Origin of the sequence: Sphingobium chungbukense, from assembly GCF_001005725.1 — a bacterium.
GTDB classification, from domain to species: Bacteria; Pseudomonadota; Alphaproteobacteria; order Sphingomonadales; family Sphingomonadaceae; genus Sphingobium; species Sphingobium chungbukense.
In genome coordinates, this window is record NZ_LBIC01000007.1 from 20,963 (window position 1) to 34,568 (window position 13,606).

Sequence of the window (13,606 nt, forward strand, 5' to 3'; positions counted from 1 at the left end):
CGAACTGCACCGAGTGGCACTTGATCGGATTGAATGCTTCTACTCACGGGCGTCACGCAGCCCGCTTTCGTCCCTTCCTGATGTCGAGCACCTTGCGCCCATCGAGGAAATCAGCCCAGTCCTGCATCATTCGCCGGCGGGGTGCGAGATACTCTGCCGCGTTGTAAGCCCCCCGCACATCATTCTTCTCTGAATGAGCGAGCTGCATCTCGACCCAATCCTCATGGTACTTCCGGATCCACATCGCTGGCTTGCCAAACTCAACCAACTGCTCGTTCGCCCATGTGCTGGCGAGCCCTCGAAAGCCGTGGATGGTCTGCCTACTATGATAGCCAAGGCGGTAAAGCGCATAGATCATCGTGTTTTCAGACAACGGCTTGTCTGGGTGGGTCCCGGGAAACAGGTGATCACCGGTCGCCGTCGATACCATTTTTCTAGCAATGAGTGCGGCCTGAGCGGAGAGTGGCACAAGGTGTTCACGCCCCATCTTCATGCGCGCAGCCGGAATTCGCCAAACGGGTTCCGTACCATCGAGATTTTCAAATTCGGATTTGACAGCCAGTCGAAGCTCTTTTGTCCTGACCCAGGTAAGCAAGGCGAATAGTACCGCATCGCGGGTGATTGCCGAGCGCCGGTCACCTTCCTCTTGATATGCTCGGAGCTTTTCGAGGAACGCAGGCACTTCATCAAGAGGAAGGCGGCTCATGTGCTTCACCCTGGGCCGGGGCTTGAGGGCTCCACTAAGGTGAACAGTGGGATCGCTGGATGCCAGCCCGCAAGCAATCGCGAACTGAAAGACCTGCCCTACCCCTTGCTTGGCACGCCGACTGATATCCAGCGCGCCTCGTATCTCAATCTTGCGGATCATCTCCAGGACCTCGGGGGCAGTGATCTCATGGATCAGCCTCTGTCCTAGGGAGGGGAACACGTCCCGCTCCATTCGTGACCAGACACGTTCGGCATGTGCCGGATTCAACGCCGACTGGCGGTTCTCGTGCCAACGTTTCGCCACCATGTAGAAGGTGTCACCGTTCTCCGATATAACCTCCCTCTTGGCCTTCATTGGATCCTTGCCCTCGGCAAGGAGCGCCTTGGCCGCTTTGCGTTTGTCCCGGGCGGCGGCGATCCCCAACGCCGGATAAGCGCCAAACGACAGCAACTTCTCCTTGCCTGCAAATCGGTATTTCATCCGCCAAAGCTTCGTGCCGTTCGGCTGGACGAGCAGGAACAAGCCTTCGCTGTCGGCAAGCTTGTACGCTCTCTCGCGTGGCTTTGCATTCTTGGCTTGAGTCTCCGTCAGAGGCATGGGGGTATCGCTCCTTTCCGATACACCGCAAAACTACCCCCAAAATACCCCCACACCAAATCTGGCTGCATGTGGAAGGCCATGGGCACATGCGGACGCGAATCACCCGCAACCCTCTGCTTTTCTTTCGATTTTTGGAAAAATGCGGAAGCTGTCGGAAGCTTCCGGATAAGGAGATGGTAGCGGAGGAGGGACTTGAACCCCCGACACGCGGATTATGATTCCGCTGCTCTAACCAGCTGAGCTACTCCGCCCCATGGGCATCCGCCGGGCAGTGCCCTGCGGTGAGGCGGCGCTATAAGCAGAGCGGACGGATGGGTCAACGGGGTTTCACCGCATCGTGAAAATTCTCTGCATGGGTCATGCTCCAACGCCGGTGCCCAGCACCGACAGCCACCAGCCCGGCACCGCGGCGACGGCCAGGAAAGTGCCCAGCGGGACCTGTGTCCTGGCGTCGACCGCCCGGCCCACCGCCATCGCCGCCAAAACAGCCAGCAACCCCAGACTGGCGGCCAGCAACAGGATGAAGGGCAAGGCCTGCCAACCGAACCAGGCGCCCAGCGCGCCCAGCAACTTGGCATCGCCAAGTCCCAACCCTTCACGCCCCCGCAACCGCCGATAGCCGAGCGCGACGCACAGCAGCGCCAGATAACCCACGGCGGCACCGATCACGCGATCTCCCATCCCGGCATCGGTGCTCCAGAGCCCGATGGTGAAGCCCAGGAATGCCAGCGGCAGGGTCAGCGCGTCGGGCAGCCATAAATGCCGCTTGTCCAGCACCGCCAGTGTCAGCAGCAGCCAACCGAGCAACGCCCATCCGATCCCGCCCAGGTCGGGCGCGAAACCAAGGGCCAGCGCACCGACGATCGCGCAGCCCGCCTCGATCCGCCCATGCAGCGGATCGATCGCCGCGCCGCAGGTCCGGCAGCGCCCGCGCTGCGCCAGCGCGCTCACTAGGGGAATAAGGTCGACCGCGCCCAGAACACGTCCGCACCCGTCACAGGCCGATCGCCCGCGCGCAACGCCACGTCCCTGCGGCCAGCGCAGGATCAGCGTGGCGAGGAAACTCCCGGCAATGGCGCCCGCTATGCCGCCCAGCAAGGCGGGAAAGATGTGGATCACAGCATCCCTTCGACCTTCAGCACCCGCACGCCCCCGGCATCGGCAAAGCCCGCTTTGGCGAGCGCGTCGCTCAGGGTCGCATCCGCCGTTTCCACCCGCATCTCCGCCACATAGCGGCCTGAGCGCCAGAGGCGCAGATCGACCTTCTCCAGCCCCGACTGGCTCACCAGCGGCAGCAGCAGCGCCTCGCCGTCGCAGCTCGCCACGCCGGACAGGCCCTGGCTGAGGTTGAGCCCCGGAAACTGCCCCGCCATCTGCGCCCGCACCCGCCCCTCGGCATGGCCGCAACGGTCGCCGGAAAAATAAGCCGACACATCGTCCATGACGAAGCTGCTGACCGGCAATGGCGCGAAGGTCCGCCCCAGCGGCACCGCGCCCGTCACATCATCGATCCCGATCCGCCCGAACCCGACCGTCAGCGCGCCCGCCACGTCATCCGCCGCGCCGTTGCGCCGCCAGACATCGAACCGCGCCCGCCCGACCAGCAGGGGAAGGGGCGACAAGCCGGCATGAACCGATCCGAGCGACGTCGTCCCCAGCATCAGCCGGTCGATCCCGCCGCTCCACACCGTCCCCTGCACTTCACGGGCGGCGACGCCCAGCCGTTCCAGCCCCGCCATGCCCAGCGCGATCCGCATGGGCAGGAACAAGACGAAACCCAGGGCGAAGAGAAGGATCAAGGCGATCCGCATCCTGCGCGAAAGCGACAGGCCCATCATTGCCCGCCGTCCCGTACCAGCACCGCCTGCACCGACACGCTGCCGGCAGTGGGGGACGGCCGCGCGCTCATCGTCTCGACCCGCACGCCCTGCGCCTCCAGTCCCGCCAGCCAGGAAAACAGCGCCACCGGCCGCACCGACGCGATCGCCATGTCCAGCCGGTCGCCACCCTGCGCCTGCGCGCGCTCCAGCGTCAGCCCGGCCTCACCCGCGCTCTGCCCGATGAACTGGTCAAGCGGCACGCCCGCATCCACGGTTCCGGCCGCACGAGACAAGGACTTCAGCAGCTTCACCTTGGCCCGGATCGACGCATTGCGGTCCGTCGCCTCCCGCAGCGCATCGCGGGTGGAACGCCGCGCCATATCGAGCGGCCGCAGCAACCCCAGCCACAGGATCACCACCGCCAGCAATGCGAACATCACGCCCAGCATCCACTGTTCGCGCGGCGACCGCTCGCCCCATACCGTTTTCAGACGTTCCATCATGACCGCACCGTGATATCCGCCAGCATCCGCCCGCCCGGCTCCTGCGAAGGCGTCGCCGTGATCGTGAAACCGGCCGCCTGCAAGGCCAGCAGCACGCCGTTGATGTCCTCCATCCGCGCCGCCGCCAGCGTCGCCCGCACCATCCCGTCCGGATCGCGCGACAGGGCAGTCAGCGACACGCCCGGCACATCCTGCATCGCCTTCAGCACCCCGGCGACCGGCGCGGTGAAGGCATAGCCCCCCGCCCCGCGCGCCGCGAGCTGGCGGTCCATCTCCGCCTCCGCCTGGACCGGATCGGTCGCGCCGGGCACCACCTGCCGCGCCAGCGCCAGACTGTCCGCATCCAGCCCGCTCGCCGCGAAATGCCGCTTCGCCAGCCCCACCAGCGCGATCGACAAGCTGACGAGCAGGATCAATCCGCTCCAGAGCAGGAGCCGCCCCAGCGTCCGCCTGTCAAACGACCGGCGCACCCTTTTCGCGAAATCGCCTTGCCTGAGGTCCAGCGGCGGCGCGTCGAGCGCGGCGATCGCCCGCGCATCGATCTGCTCATCGGGCACATCCCGGACAACGGCATCGCCGATCAGCTCCGGCAAGGCGAGATCGCCCGCCAGCGCCATATCCGTGCCGCGCAACACCGGCGCGCCACCGACAATCCCGCGCTGGAAACCATCCTGCGGTTCGGGCAACAGCAAGGGCGCCGGCACGATGATGTCGGGGTCCAGCCCATGATGCTGCGCCCAGAGCAGCCAATGCTGCATGTCGGACCGCGCCGCCACGGCGACCAGATGGGGCCGGGCCGGGTCGTCATTCTCATTGGCGGCCGCGAAAAGCTGATCGGCGGGCACGACACCGCCGGCCAGAGCCGCCAGCCGCGCCGCCGCCCGGCCCTGCCGCGCGGGCAGGTCGGGATAGCGTCCCTCATGCAGCGTCACCAGCGCCGCCGGCGGGACGAGCATCACGGTCATATCATCGGGCAAGGCGGCAAGCCCGCAAGCCGCCAGCCAGTTCGCCCCCTCGCCCGTCTGCACCACTGCGCCGTTCGCCACCCGCATCCAGTGCGGCTCGGCCCCCGGCTCCTCGGCCAGCGTGACGATCAATCCTTCGGCCTGGCTCACGCCCCGCCCCCCCAATTACGGCGTATCAGCATCGCCGGGCTCTGCCGCGCATCGATCAGCGCCCGTTCGACCACCTGCGTCCCCCCGACATCCACCGACACTTCCACTCCGAAAAATCCTGTCGTCAACTTGACCTGGTTGGCCACTTCCTCGAGCGGACTCAATCCCGCCAGCGCGGGCACGGCCCAGAATGCCACCGTGCTGCCGTACCCCTCCGCAGGCCGTTGTGCCAGCAATTGCCGCGCTTGCGCGACACTCAATTGCCCCTGCATCAGCATGGCGAAGAGCGGCGCCTGGCTGGGCAGCAGCGTATTGATGTTGATCGGCGACAGATCCGCCGTCGGCAGGGCGCAGACCCAGGGCCGCGCCAGATCGTAGATGGCGGGCGTCACCCCGTGCACGGCGCGCAATTCGCTGGGATCGACCATGAAGCGATTGGCCGTGCGATAGGGCTGCGCGGCCTGCGCGTAGATGTCATCCTCCGCCCCGCCAGGCTGGGGCACGCCGTCCGTATCGATCCAGTCCGCCAGGGATGCCGCCGCCACCTGCGCCTGCCGCGCATCGACTCCCAGTGCCTGCAACAACGCCTGGAACTGCGACACGCCGACCGGCCGGACCTTGAGATCGGCCTCGCTTGTCCCCGCCACCACGCTGTTGAGGTTGAAGCAATTGCCGCCGTCCGTCACCCGCGCCGTCGCCACGCCGCCCGGCACTGGAATGGCCTGTGGCGTGCCCATCCAGTTCCCGGCCAGCGTCGTCTTGCCCGGATTGGCCGCCACCAGATCGCCGATCCGCAGGCGCGCTATTTCCGTCCCGGCATCGGCAAAGGCGCGTGCCTGATCGATCGCGCCGCCATTGCCGGTCATCCGCGTCGCCAGCGCCAGTCGCTCCAGCGCCGTCGTGGCGACCACCGCCATCACCGCTACCAGCAGCAGCACCGTCAGCAGCGCCGCGCCGCGCTCGTTCCTGTTCCGGGAATCAACCACTGGTTGCTACCCCCTCCAGCCTTTCCACAGGCCCAGGCCCGACCAGGAAGCGCAATGTCACCGGCGGCTCGCCCGTCCGCGTCACCGTCATCTCCACGGCGCGCGGCATCAGGTCGGGCTGGGTCGGCACCCATTCGTCGCGCCACTCGCCACCTGCATCGCGGAAACGCAGCGCCACATCCTCGACATGGCTCAGCAATGCCGCCGGTTCGCCGCCCGCCGCGCCATCGACCTGGGCATAGGTGCGCCGCTCCAGCCGCCCCTGCCGCACCCAATATTCGACCTTCTGCAAGGAAGGACGCGGCAGGTCGCCCAGATTGTCCCAGCCCCCCCGCACGAATTGAAGCACGGGCAGGCTCTCACCCTCCCGATGCGACCAGAAGGCGGGCGCCAGCGTCCCCGCCTCCGTGCGGCTGATGCGCGGGACCGCCTGCCCCAGATCGGCCGCCAGCGCGCCGCCCGCCCGCTGCACCGCCGCCATGTCGTCCAGCCGCAGCCTGATCTGCGCCTGCGCCGACACGCTGTTGCCCAGCAACAGCACCCCCGCCGCCGCGAGCATGGCGAAGATCATCAGCGCCACGAGCAGTTCGATCAGGGTGAAGCCCCGTTCCATGGCGGGCGGACAGGTCATTGGACCACCCGCACGAAACTCAGCACGACCGGCGAGGAACCCGACTGCCCATCGACCACCAGATCGACCTGCAACAGCCGCTTGTCGTCGGTCGCCTTGACTTGCCGCGTCCAATGCCAGCGCCGGCCACCATTATCGACCTCGCCTTCCTCGCTGCCAAGCGAAGGCGGCGCGGGATCGGTCCGAAGTTCCACCATCAGGTTGCGCGCGACGATCTGTCCCATGGCCTTGCTGTCGAGATCGGCCGCCGTGTGCAATGTCACGCCCTGCAAGCGCACCAGAGCAAGCGCCGCCAGGCTGAACACCGCCAGCGCGACGAGCATTTCGAGCAGGGTGAAGCCCCGTTGCCCCGCATGTCGGTCCATAGGGCCGATCCGCTCAACCACCGACCAGCACCTTTCCGGCCATATCGACCGTCACCGACACCCGCTCGCCCTCACGCGCCAAAGTGACCGTCATCGGATCGGTCGGCAGGCCGGTGCCGTCGAAACCGATCTGCTGCCGCCCATCCTTGCCGACCAATGCCCGCGTGCCCCCCTTCCAGTTGGCAGTGACGAAGGGCTTGTCCTCCAGCCCCACCCATTGCCCTCCATCGCGACGCTGGAACCCGTAGCCCGACGCGGAAACCCACACGCCGATGGGGCGCGCGGTGACGACCGCTTCGTCGCGCGCGGCGACCACACGCGCGGCGAAGCGGTCGGCATCCTCGATCACCCGTCCGCGCGGATCGGGGATCGCCAACACCACCGCGGCCGAAATGAAGCCGATGATCGTCAGCACGACCATCAGTTCTATCAACGTGAAGCCGTGTTCGACGGAACGCCTCAGGGAAGTGAAGCCGTGTTCGGCGGAACGTCGCAAAGGGGTGAAGCCGTGTTCGGCAGAACGTCGCAAAGGGGTAAGGCCTGCCCGAAAGCCGCGATCAAAGCTCGCTGGAAGTGATGTCGGCATTTTCATTCTCACCGCCCGGCTGACCGTCCGCACCCAGCGAACTGATCTCGAAGGCGCCCTTCCGGCCCGGCACAGCATAGCCGTAGGGCCGCCCCCAGGGATCGTTCGGCAGCTTCTTGATATAGCCGCCACGCCGGTAGCGCTGCGGCTGGGCAAGCGAGGCGGGCGGATTGATCAACGCCTGCAACCCGTCCGTGGCCGATGGATAGCTGAGATTGTCGAGCCGATATTGCTCCAGCGCCTGCTCGATCGTGGCGATGTCGGCCTTGGCCTTCTCGACCCGCGCCGTGTCGGTCGCCGGAATGACGTTGATCGCCACGATCGTCGCCAGCAGGCCGATGATGACGATGACGACCATCAGTTCGACCAGCGTGAAGCCGTGTTCGGCGGAACGTCGCGAAGAACTGAAGCCGTGTTCGGCGGAACGCCTCCCATCATTCGCGAGAGCGCGGGAATGACGGCGGGAAAGGAAATCCAACATAAACACTCCTTCAGGCCCCGGTCAGGCTCTGCAACTGCAAAATCGGCAGCAGGATGGACAGGATGATGACGGCGACGATACCGCCCATCAATATGATGATCACCGGCTCCAGCATGGCGAGCGCGGTGGAGGTGAAGCTGTCGAATTCCCGCTCCAGATAATCCGCCGCCCGCTCCAGCATCGTATCGAGCCGTCCCGCGCTCTCCCCACTCGCCGCCAGATAGACCAGCAAGGGCGGAAACACGCCCGCCCGCCGCAGCGCCGCCGACAGGCTGCCGCCGCCGCGAATGGCCTCGACAATCTGTTCCGAAGCCTGCCGCAGCACGCGATTATGGACCGTCTGCGTCGTCAGCGACAGCCCCTCCATCAGCGGCAACCGGCTCGCCACCATGGTCGAAAGCGTCCGCGCCATCCGCGCCGCATGAAGGTCACGGATCAACCGCCCCAGCAGCGGCAGGCGCAGCAGCATGGCATCGAAGCGATAGCGAAAGCCATCGACCTTGAGCGCCCGCCAGAAGCCGAAGGCGCCAAGCCCGATCAGGATCAGCAACAACCACCAATAACCCGCCAGAAAGGCTGAAACTGCCATCACCATCCGCGTCAGCAGCGGCAATTGCTGGCCGACCGTATCGAACTGCTCGACCACCTTGGGCACGACGAAGATCATCAGCGCCGCGACCACGCACACGGCGAAGACCGCCAGCACGCTGGGATAGGCAATGGCCGTCAGCACCTTGGACCGGATCACCGCCTGCCGCTCCATCAATTCGGCCAGCCGTTCCATGATCGTCGGCAGGCTGCCCGAACTTTCCCCGGCCGAAACCATCGCGCGATAGAGCGCCGGAAAGCTTTTCGGCTCGGCGCCCAGCGCATCGGCCAGCCGCCGCCCCTCCAGCACCCCCGCATGCACCTTGCCGACGATCGCCTGGACATGCGCCTGCTCGCTCTGCCGTCCGATGGTCCGCAGCGATTCCTCCAGCGGGCTGACCTGGATCAGCGTGGACAATTGCCGCGTGAACAGGGTCAATTCCTTGGCCGACAGGCGGGGCGTCCGCAGCGACAACCCCGCCCGCTTGCGCGCCTTTTCGACGGCACCGGGCTCGATCCGCACGATGAACAGCTTGCGCGCATCCAGCCGGGCGCGGGCGTCGTCCATCGTGTCGGCCTTGACCGATCCTTTGCGCTCCTTCCCCGCAGGGTCGAGCGCAATATAATCGAACTCAGCCATCGGCGATGGTTTCCGCCTCCGCCGCATCGCGCCGCGACACGCGGATCGCCTCCTCCGCCGTGGTCTGTCCGTCGCGCACCAGGGCCCGCGCCGCCGATCCCAGATTGGGCGTATTGAGGAAGGCGTGGCGCGCGATCAGCGATTCATCGCCGCCGTCATTGATGAGCCGCCGGATCGTATCGTCCACCCGGATCGCCTCGAACACACCGATCCGGCCCTTGTAACCGGAGCCGTTGCATTCCTCACAGCCCCGCGCCCGGTAGATGATCGTGCCGGGATCGAAGCCCAGCAGGGCGCTGGCCGACTTGTCCGCCTGCACCGGCTCCCGACAATGCTGGCAGAGCCGCCGTACCAGCCGTTGCGCGATGACGGCGCGCAATGTCGAAGCGAGCAGAAACGGCTCCACCCGCATGTCGCGCATACGGGTGATGGCCCCCACCGCATCATTGGTATGCACGGTGGACAGCACCAGATGCCCCGTCAGCGACGCCTGCACGGCGATCTCCGCCGTTTCGCGATCGCGGATTTCACCGACCATCACGACGTCCGGGTCCTGCCGCAGGATCGCCCGCAGCCCCGCCGCGAAGGTCAGGCCCACCTTGGCATTCACCTGCGTCTGGCCGACGCCCTCGATCGCATATTCGACCGGGTCCTCCACGGTCAGGATATTGCGCGTCCCGTCATTGAGTTGCCTGAGGCCCGCGTAAAGCGTCGTCGTCTTGCCCGAACCGGTCGGCCCGGTGACGAGGATGATGCCATTGGGTTCCCGCAACCCCTCCCGGAAAATCCTGTCGGCGGCGCCCATCATGCCGAGCAGGTCAAGGCTCATCCCCGCATTCTCCTTGTCGAGAATGCGCAGCACCACCCGCTCCCCCGCCCGGCTGGGCAGCGTCGACACGCGCACGTCGAGCAATTTTCCGCCCAGTGTCAGCCCGATCCGTCCGTCCTGCGGCACCCGCCGCTCGGCGATGTCGAGCCGTGCCATCACCTTGATGCGGCTGACGACGACCGGCGCGACATGCGGCGGCATGCGCAGCGTTTCGCGCAGCACGCCGTCGACGCGCATCCGCACGATCAGGCCGGTCTCATAAGGCTCGATATGGATATCGGACACGCCCTGCCGCGCCGCCTCGGCAATGATGCCGTTGATCAGCCGGATCGCAGGCGCATCGTCGGCACTGTCGAGCAGATCGTCCGCCGTCGGAATATCGGCGGCCAACATGTCCAGTTCGTCCGCGCCGACCTCCAGCGAACCGGCCATGGCGGCGGCGGTCCCTTCCATCGCATAATGGTCGGACAGATGCCTGTCGAACTGCGGCCCGTCGACGAAACGGACGTCGAAACTGCGCGCGAGATGCCGCCGCACCTCCAGCAGCACGCGGGGATCGCTGCCCTCGCGCACGGCGATGGTCAGCCGCTCACCTTCTTGTGGAAGCATGACGACGCCATGCCTGCGCGCGAAGACATAGGGTATGTCCACGGCGCGCGGCGCGACGTGCGGGGGGATGGGATCAGGGTCCATCGCGGCTGCTTCATTCACCGTTTCTCTCCGCTTGCCGGGATTTCCACGGGACGCACGACACCGCTCGACCGGCGGGCTGTCGGCTCGATGATTTGCGCGGGCGGCTGTACCACGGCATCGCCCGGCTGTGGCGCCGCAGCCGGCGGCGTCGCGCCCATATAGTCGCGCACCAGTTCGTCGATGCTCGGTTCCTGATCCGGATTGCGTTGCAATTGCATGCCCCGGATATAGCCGTAGCGCTGCTGCGTCAGCTTTTGCGCATCCTCCTTCGACCGCAGGATGGTCGGGCGGATGAAGACCATCAAATTGGTCTTGGTCCGGCTCTTGGAGCGCGACTTGAACAGTTCGCCAATGCCGGGAATATCGGACAGCAGCGGAATCCGCTCGATCGTCCGCCGCTCATTATCGTCCAGCAGGCCGCCCAACGCCAGTATCTCGCCATCGTCGACCGTCACGGTCGTCTCGATCTCGCGTTTGTTGATGATGAGGTCGCTGTTGTTGTTCGACACCGGCCCCGCGACGCTCGACACCTCCTGCTTCAGGAACATCTTGATCGCGCCGCCCGTGTTGATCTGGGGCTTCACCTCCAGCTTGATGCCGACATCCTGCCGCTGGACGGTGCGGAACTGGTTGTCGAAATTCTGGCTCAGCGCTTCGCCGGTCGTCACCGGCACCTGCTGCCCGACCAGAATGGAGGCCTTCTGATTGTCGAGCGTCATGATCGACGGCGTGGACAGGATATTGCTGTTGGTATCCGATTTCACGGCATTGAGGATCGCACCGAAAATGCCGTTCTTGCCGATCTGCGTGCCAAGGCCGCCGATGATGCCGGTGGCGCTGGACACGCTGTCGACCGCCGCCTGCTGGAGCGTGCCGGCAAGATCGCTGTTGGTCTGCGTCTCGGTCGTGGTGGTCGTTCCGTCGGCCGCGACAATCGTGGTCTTGGTCGTACCCAGCCTGTCCGCCGCCACAGCTCCGGCGATCGTCAGCAGATTGGGCGAGGCGTTGGAATAGTTGGTCGCGGCAAAGCCGGTGGACGTGCTGCCGATCAGGAACTGCACGCCCAGTTTCTTCGCCGCGGCATCGCTGATCTCGACGATGATCGCCTCCACCAGCACCTGCTCGCGCCTTGTGTCGATCTGGCGGATCGTCTCGCCCAGCATCCGCTGCACGTCGCTGTTCGCCGCGACGATGATCGCATTGGCGCCCTCATAGCGGGTAACGATGGCGGGGCCGCGCGTGGAAATGCCGTTGCCGCCGGACCCGCCCGCACTCGCCATGATCGGCGCCGAGGAAGCGGCAGCGGGCACTGCCGAAGGCGCCCCTCCCGCCGCCGGGGTCGAAGCCGTCACCGCCGAACTGGTCGATTGCCCGACAAGCTGCTGCAACACCGGCAAAAGCTTCTCCGCATCGGCATGTTCCAGCCAGTAGACGCGGATTTCGGTTCCGCTCGCCGCCTGGCGGTCCAGATCCCGCGCCATCTGCGCCAGCCGCGCCACGGTCCCGGCGTCGCCCCGGATCGCCACCGCATTGCTGCTGTCGACCGGCACGATGGTCGCGGGCTTGGCGGCCCCCTCTCCACCCGTCGTCACCAGAGCCTGAAGCGATGTCGCGATCTCCCGCGCCCCGGCATTTTTCAGCACGACCGTGGTGGTCGAGGCGGTATCCCGGTCGATCCGCGCAATCACCTGCCGGATGCGTCCGATATTGTCGGCATAATCCGCCACGACCACGCTGTTTCCGGCCCGGTTCGCGGTCACCGATCCATCCTTGCTGACCAGCGGCCGAAGCGTTTCCAGCGCGCTCGCCGCATCGATCGAACGCAGGCGGAACACCTCCGTCACGAACTGGTTGCGATTGGCCGCCCGCCCGACGGCGCTGGGCTGTCCCGCCGCTCCGTCCGCCGGCTGGATGCGATAGGCCCCGCCCGGCGCCGGCACCGCCACCAGCCCGTTCGCCCGCAGGGTCGACAGGAAAATCTCGAAATATTCCGATCGGGACAAAGGCCGGTCGGTGACGACCGACACCTTCCCTTGCACCCGGTTGTCGATGATGAAGGTACGCCCCGTCACCCGCGCCGCGTCCTGGATGAAGGCCCTTATATCGGCATCGCGCACGTTCAACGTCTGCTGCGCCATGACCGGCGATGCGATGGGAGCCGCCAGAGCGAGGGCCATGGCGGCGGAAAGAAGCAATTTTTGGGTCATTGGCCTTGCAGTGTCAGATTGACCGAGGCCATGGCGGCACCACGCTCGATCGTCAAAGAGATGCGCGCGCCGGGCATGATCTTGCCCTGCAACGCCTGAAGATCACCCACCGAACCGACCGGCTGGCCGTCAATCTGGGTAACGATGTCGCCGGGCTGGAAACCGGCATTCTGGAAGGTCGGCCCCTTGGCCGTCAGGATGAGGCCCGTCACGCGCCCATTCTGCATCCGGGGGGTAAGGCCTACATCGCGTTTCAGCATGTCGGCGGTCGGATTGTCGATCCCCGCCACCGGCGGCGGAGGCACCCCGCCCTCCGGCGCGGCGGCCGGCGCGGGCTGCGACTGGTCCAGGAAAACCTGTTCCTCGGCGCCGCCGCGATCGATGGTGACATGATCGAAGGCCACGGCTTTCAGTTTCACGCCGGGCATGATCTCCTCGCCGACGGCGAAGCTGTTCTGCACGCCGTCCGGCCCGGCGACGATCGCCGATCCCAGACCCGATCCTTCGTTCAGCCTGATGCCATAGACCGTCAGCGCCAGCGAGGTCACGACGCCGCTGCCCGCCTGTTGCGGACCGCTGCGATAAAAGGGGTCGAAGCCCGAAAATAGCGACTGCCGCTCGGCGATGGACAGAAATCGTGCCTGCCGCCCTTCCCAGGGGCCGAAGCTGCCCACAGGCGTCAGCACCGCCCAGACCAGCCAGGCGCCTTGCAACGCCAATATCCCCAGCAGCAGCTTCTCGACCACCGACAGCCAGTCGATGGGCCGTAGCCGTCCGCCGAACTTCAGGATATTGTCGCCATAAGGCACACGCATAAGCGTCGATCATCCCCCTTGCTGTCTGCGCCTGCTAG

General features: G+C 66.1%; 14 protein-coding genes and 1 tRNA gene. All 15 read right to left on the reverse strand.

The features are described 5' to 3' along the window. Positions 1-52: 52 nt before the first annotated feature. The 15 genes from YP76_RS14955 to YP76_RS15025 all read right to left on the reverse strand — a co-directional run bounded on the left by YP76_RS14955 (position 53) and on the right by YP76_RS15025 (position 13,568). Positions 53-1,306 (reverse strand): tyrosine-type recombinase/integrase, encoded by a 1,254-nt coding sequence (locus YP76_RS14955; protein ID WP_046764441.1) that lies wholly within the window; start codon positions 1,304-1,306, stop codon positions 53-55. Positions 1,307-1,483: 177 nt separating this feature from the next. Continuing rightward, positions 1,484-1,560, reverse strand: a tRNA-Met gene (locus YP76_RS14960). 106 nt (positions 1,561-1,666) lie between these two features. Further along, complete coding sequence (locus YP76_RS14965; RefSeq protein ID WP_046764442.1) at positions 1,667-2,428, reverse strand: prepilin peptidase; 762 nt, start codon at positions 2,426-2,428, stop codon at positions 1,667-1,669. Further along, positions 2,425-3,147, reverse strand: a complete 723-nt coding sequence (gene gspN, locus YP76_RS14970; RefSeq protein ID WP_046764443.1) for a type II secretion system protein N — start codon at positions 3,145-3,147, stop codon at positions 2,425-2,427. The genes YP76_RS14965 and gspN overlap by 4 nt, the downstream gene beginning before the upstream one ends. Beyond that, complete coding sequence (gene gspM, locus YP76_RS14975) at positions 3,144-3,632, reverse strand: type II secretion system protein GspM (protein ID WP_046764444.1); 489 nt, start codon at positions 3,630-3,632, stop codon at positions 3,144-3,146. Before gspM ends, gspN begins: the two co-directional genes overlap by 4 nt. Then, on the reverse strand, positions 3,629-4,747 hold the full coding sequence (gene gspL, locus YP76_RS14980; protein ID WP_046764882.1) for a type II secretion system protein GspL: 1,119 nt from the start codon (positions 4,745-4,747) through the stop codon (positions 3,629-3,631). The genes gspM and gspL overlap by 4 nt, the downstream gene beginning before the upstream one ends. Continuing rightward, positions 4,744-5,733, reverse strand: a complete 990-nt coding sequence (gspK, locus tag YP76_RS14985; protein WP_046764445.1) for a type II secretion system minor pseudopilin GspK — start codon at positions 5,731-5,733, stop codon at positions 4,744-4,746. Before gspK ends, gspL begins: the two co-directional genes overlap by 4 nt. Next, complete coding sequence (gene gspJ, locus YP76_RS14990; protein ID WP_046764446.1) at positions 5,726-6,364, reverse strand: type II secretion system minor pseudopilin GspJ; 639 nt, start codon at positions 6,362-6,364, stop codon at positions 5,726-5,728. Before gspJ ends, gspK begins: the two co-directional genes overlap by 8 nt. Further along, positions 6,361-6,729, reverse strand: coding sequence for a type II secretion system minor pseudopilin GspI (gspI, locus tag YP76_RS14995; protein WP_084733196.1), 369 nt, complete (start codon positions 6,727-6,729; stop codon positions 6,361-6,363). The genes gspJ and gspI overlap by 4 nt, the downstream gene beginning before the upstream one ends. A gap of 13 nt (positions 6,730-6,742) precedes the next feature. Then, positions 6,743-7,192, reverse strand: coding sequence for a GspH/FimT family pseudopilin (locus YP76_RS15000; RefSeq protein WP_408640450.1), 450 nt, complete (start codon positions 7,190-7,192; stop codon positions 6,743-6,745). Between the two features lie 94 nt (positions 7,193-7,286). Further along, entirely contained in the window at positions 7,287-7,796 is a 510-nt protein-coding gene (gspG, locus tag YP76_RS15005) for a type II secretion system major pseudopilin GspG (protein ID WP_046764448.1), read from the reverse strand. 10 nt (positions 7,797-7,806) lie between these two features. Next, on the reverse strand, positions 7,807-9,024 hold the full coding sequence (gene gspF, locus YP76_RS15010) for a type II secretion system inner membrane protein GspF (RefSeq protein ID WP_046764449.1): 1,218 nt from the start codon (positions 9,022-9,024) through the stop codon (positions 7,807-7,809). Beyond that, on the reverse strand, positions 9,017-10,546 hold the full coding sequence (gspE, locus tag YP76_RS15015; RefSeq protein WP_046764884.1) for a type II secretion system ATPase GspE: 1,530 nt from the start codon (positions 10,544-10,546) through the stop codon (positions 9,017-9,019). The genes gspF and gspE overlap by 8 nt, the downstream gene beginning before the upstream one ends. A gap of 14 nt (positions 10,547-10,560) precedes the next feature. After that, positions 10,561-12,753, reverse strand: coding sequence for a type II secretion system secretin GspD (gspD, locus tag YP76_RS15020; RefSeq protein ID WP_046764450.1), 2,193 nt, complete (start codon positions 12,751-12,753; stop codon positions 10,561-10,563). Further along, positions 12,750-13,568 carry a type II secretion system protein N gene (locus YP76_RS15025; RefSeq protein ID WP_046764451.1) on the reverse strand — a complete coding sequence of 273 codons (819 nt, stop codon included), beginning with the start codon at positions 13,566-13,568 and terminating at the stop codon, positions 12,750-12,752. Before YP76_RS15025 ends, gspD begins: the two co-directional genes overlap by 4 nt. Positions 13,569-13,606: the final 38 nt, after the last annotated feature.

Bases quoted from the DNA above. Each gene is read 5' to 3' on its own strand.
- YP76_RS14955 (WP_046764441.1), bottom strand. From the start codon at position 1,306: ATGCCTCTGACGGAGACTCAAGCCAAGAATGCAAAGCCACGCGAGAGA.
- gspN (WP_046764443.1), bottom strand. From the start codon at position 3,147: ATGATGGGCCTGTCGCTTTCGCGCAGGATGCGGATCGCCTTGATCCTT.
- gspM (WP_046764444.1), bottom strand. From the start codon at position 3,632: ATGATGGAACGTCTGAAAACGGTATGGGGCGAGCGGTCGCCGCGCGAA.
- gspJ (WP_046764446.1), bottom strand. From the start codon at position 6,364: ATGACCTGTCCGCCCGCCATGGAACGGGGCTTCACCCTGATCGAACTG.
- gspI (WP_084733196.1), bottom strand. From the start codon at position 6,729: ATGGACCGACATGCGGGGCAACGGGGCTTCACCCTGCTCGAAATGCTC.
- gspG (WP_046764448.1), bottom strand. From the start codon at position 7,796: ATGTTGGATTTCCTTTCCCGCCGTCATTCCCGCGCTCTCGCGAATGAT.
- gspF (WP_046764449.1), bottom strand. From the start codon at position 9,024: ATGGCTGAGTTCGATTATATTGCGCTCGACCCTGCGGGGAAGGAGCGC.
- gspE (WP_046764884.1), bottom strand. From the start codon at position 10,546: ATGGACCCTGATCCCATCCCCCCGCACGTCGCGCCGCGCGCCGTGGAC.
- gspD (WP_046764450.1), bottom strand. From the start codon at position 12,753: ATGACCCAAAAATTGCTTCTTTCCGCCGCCATGGCCCTCGCTCTGGCG.
- YP76_RS15025 (WP_046764451.1), bottom strand. From the start codon at position 13,568: ATGCGTGTGCCTTATGGCGACAATATCCTGAAGTTCGGCGGACGGCTA.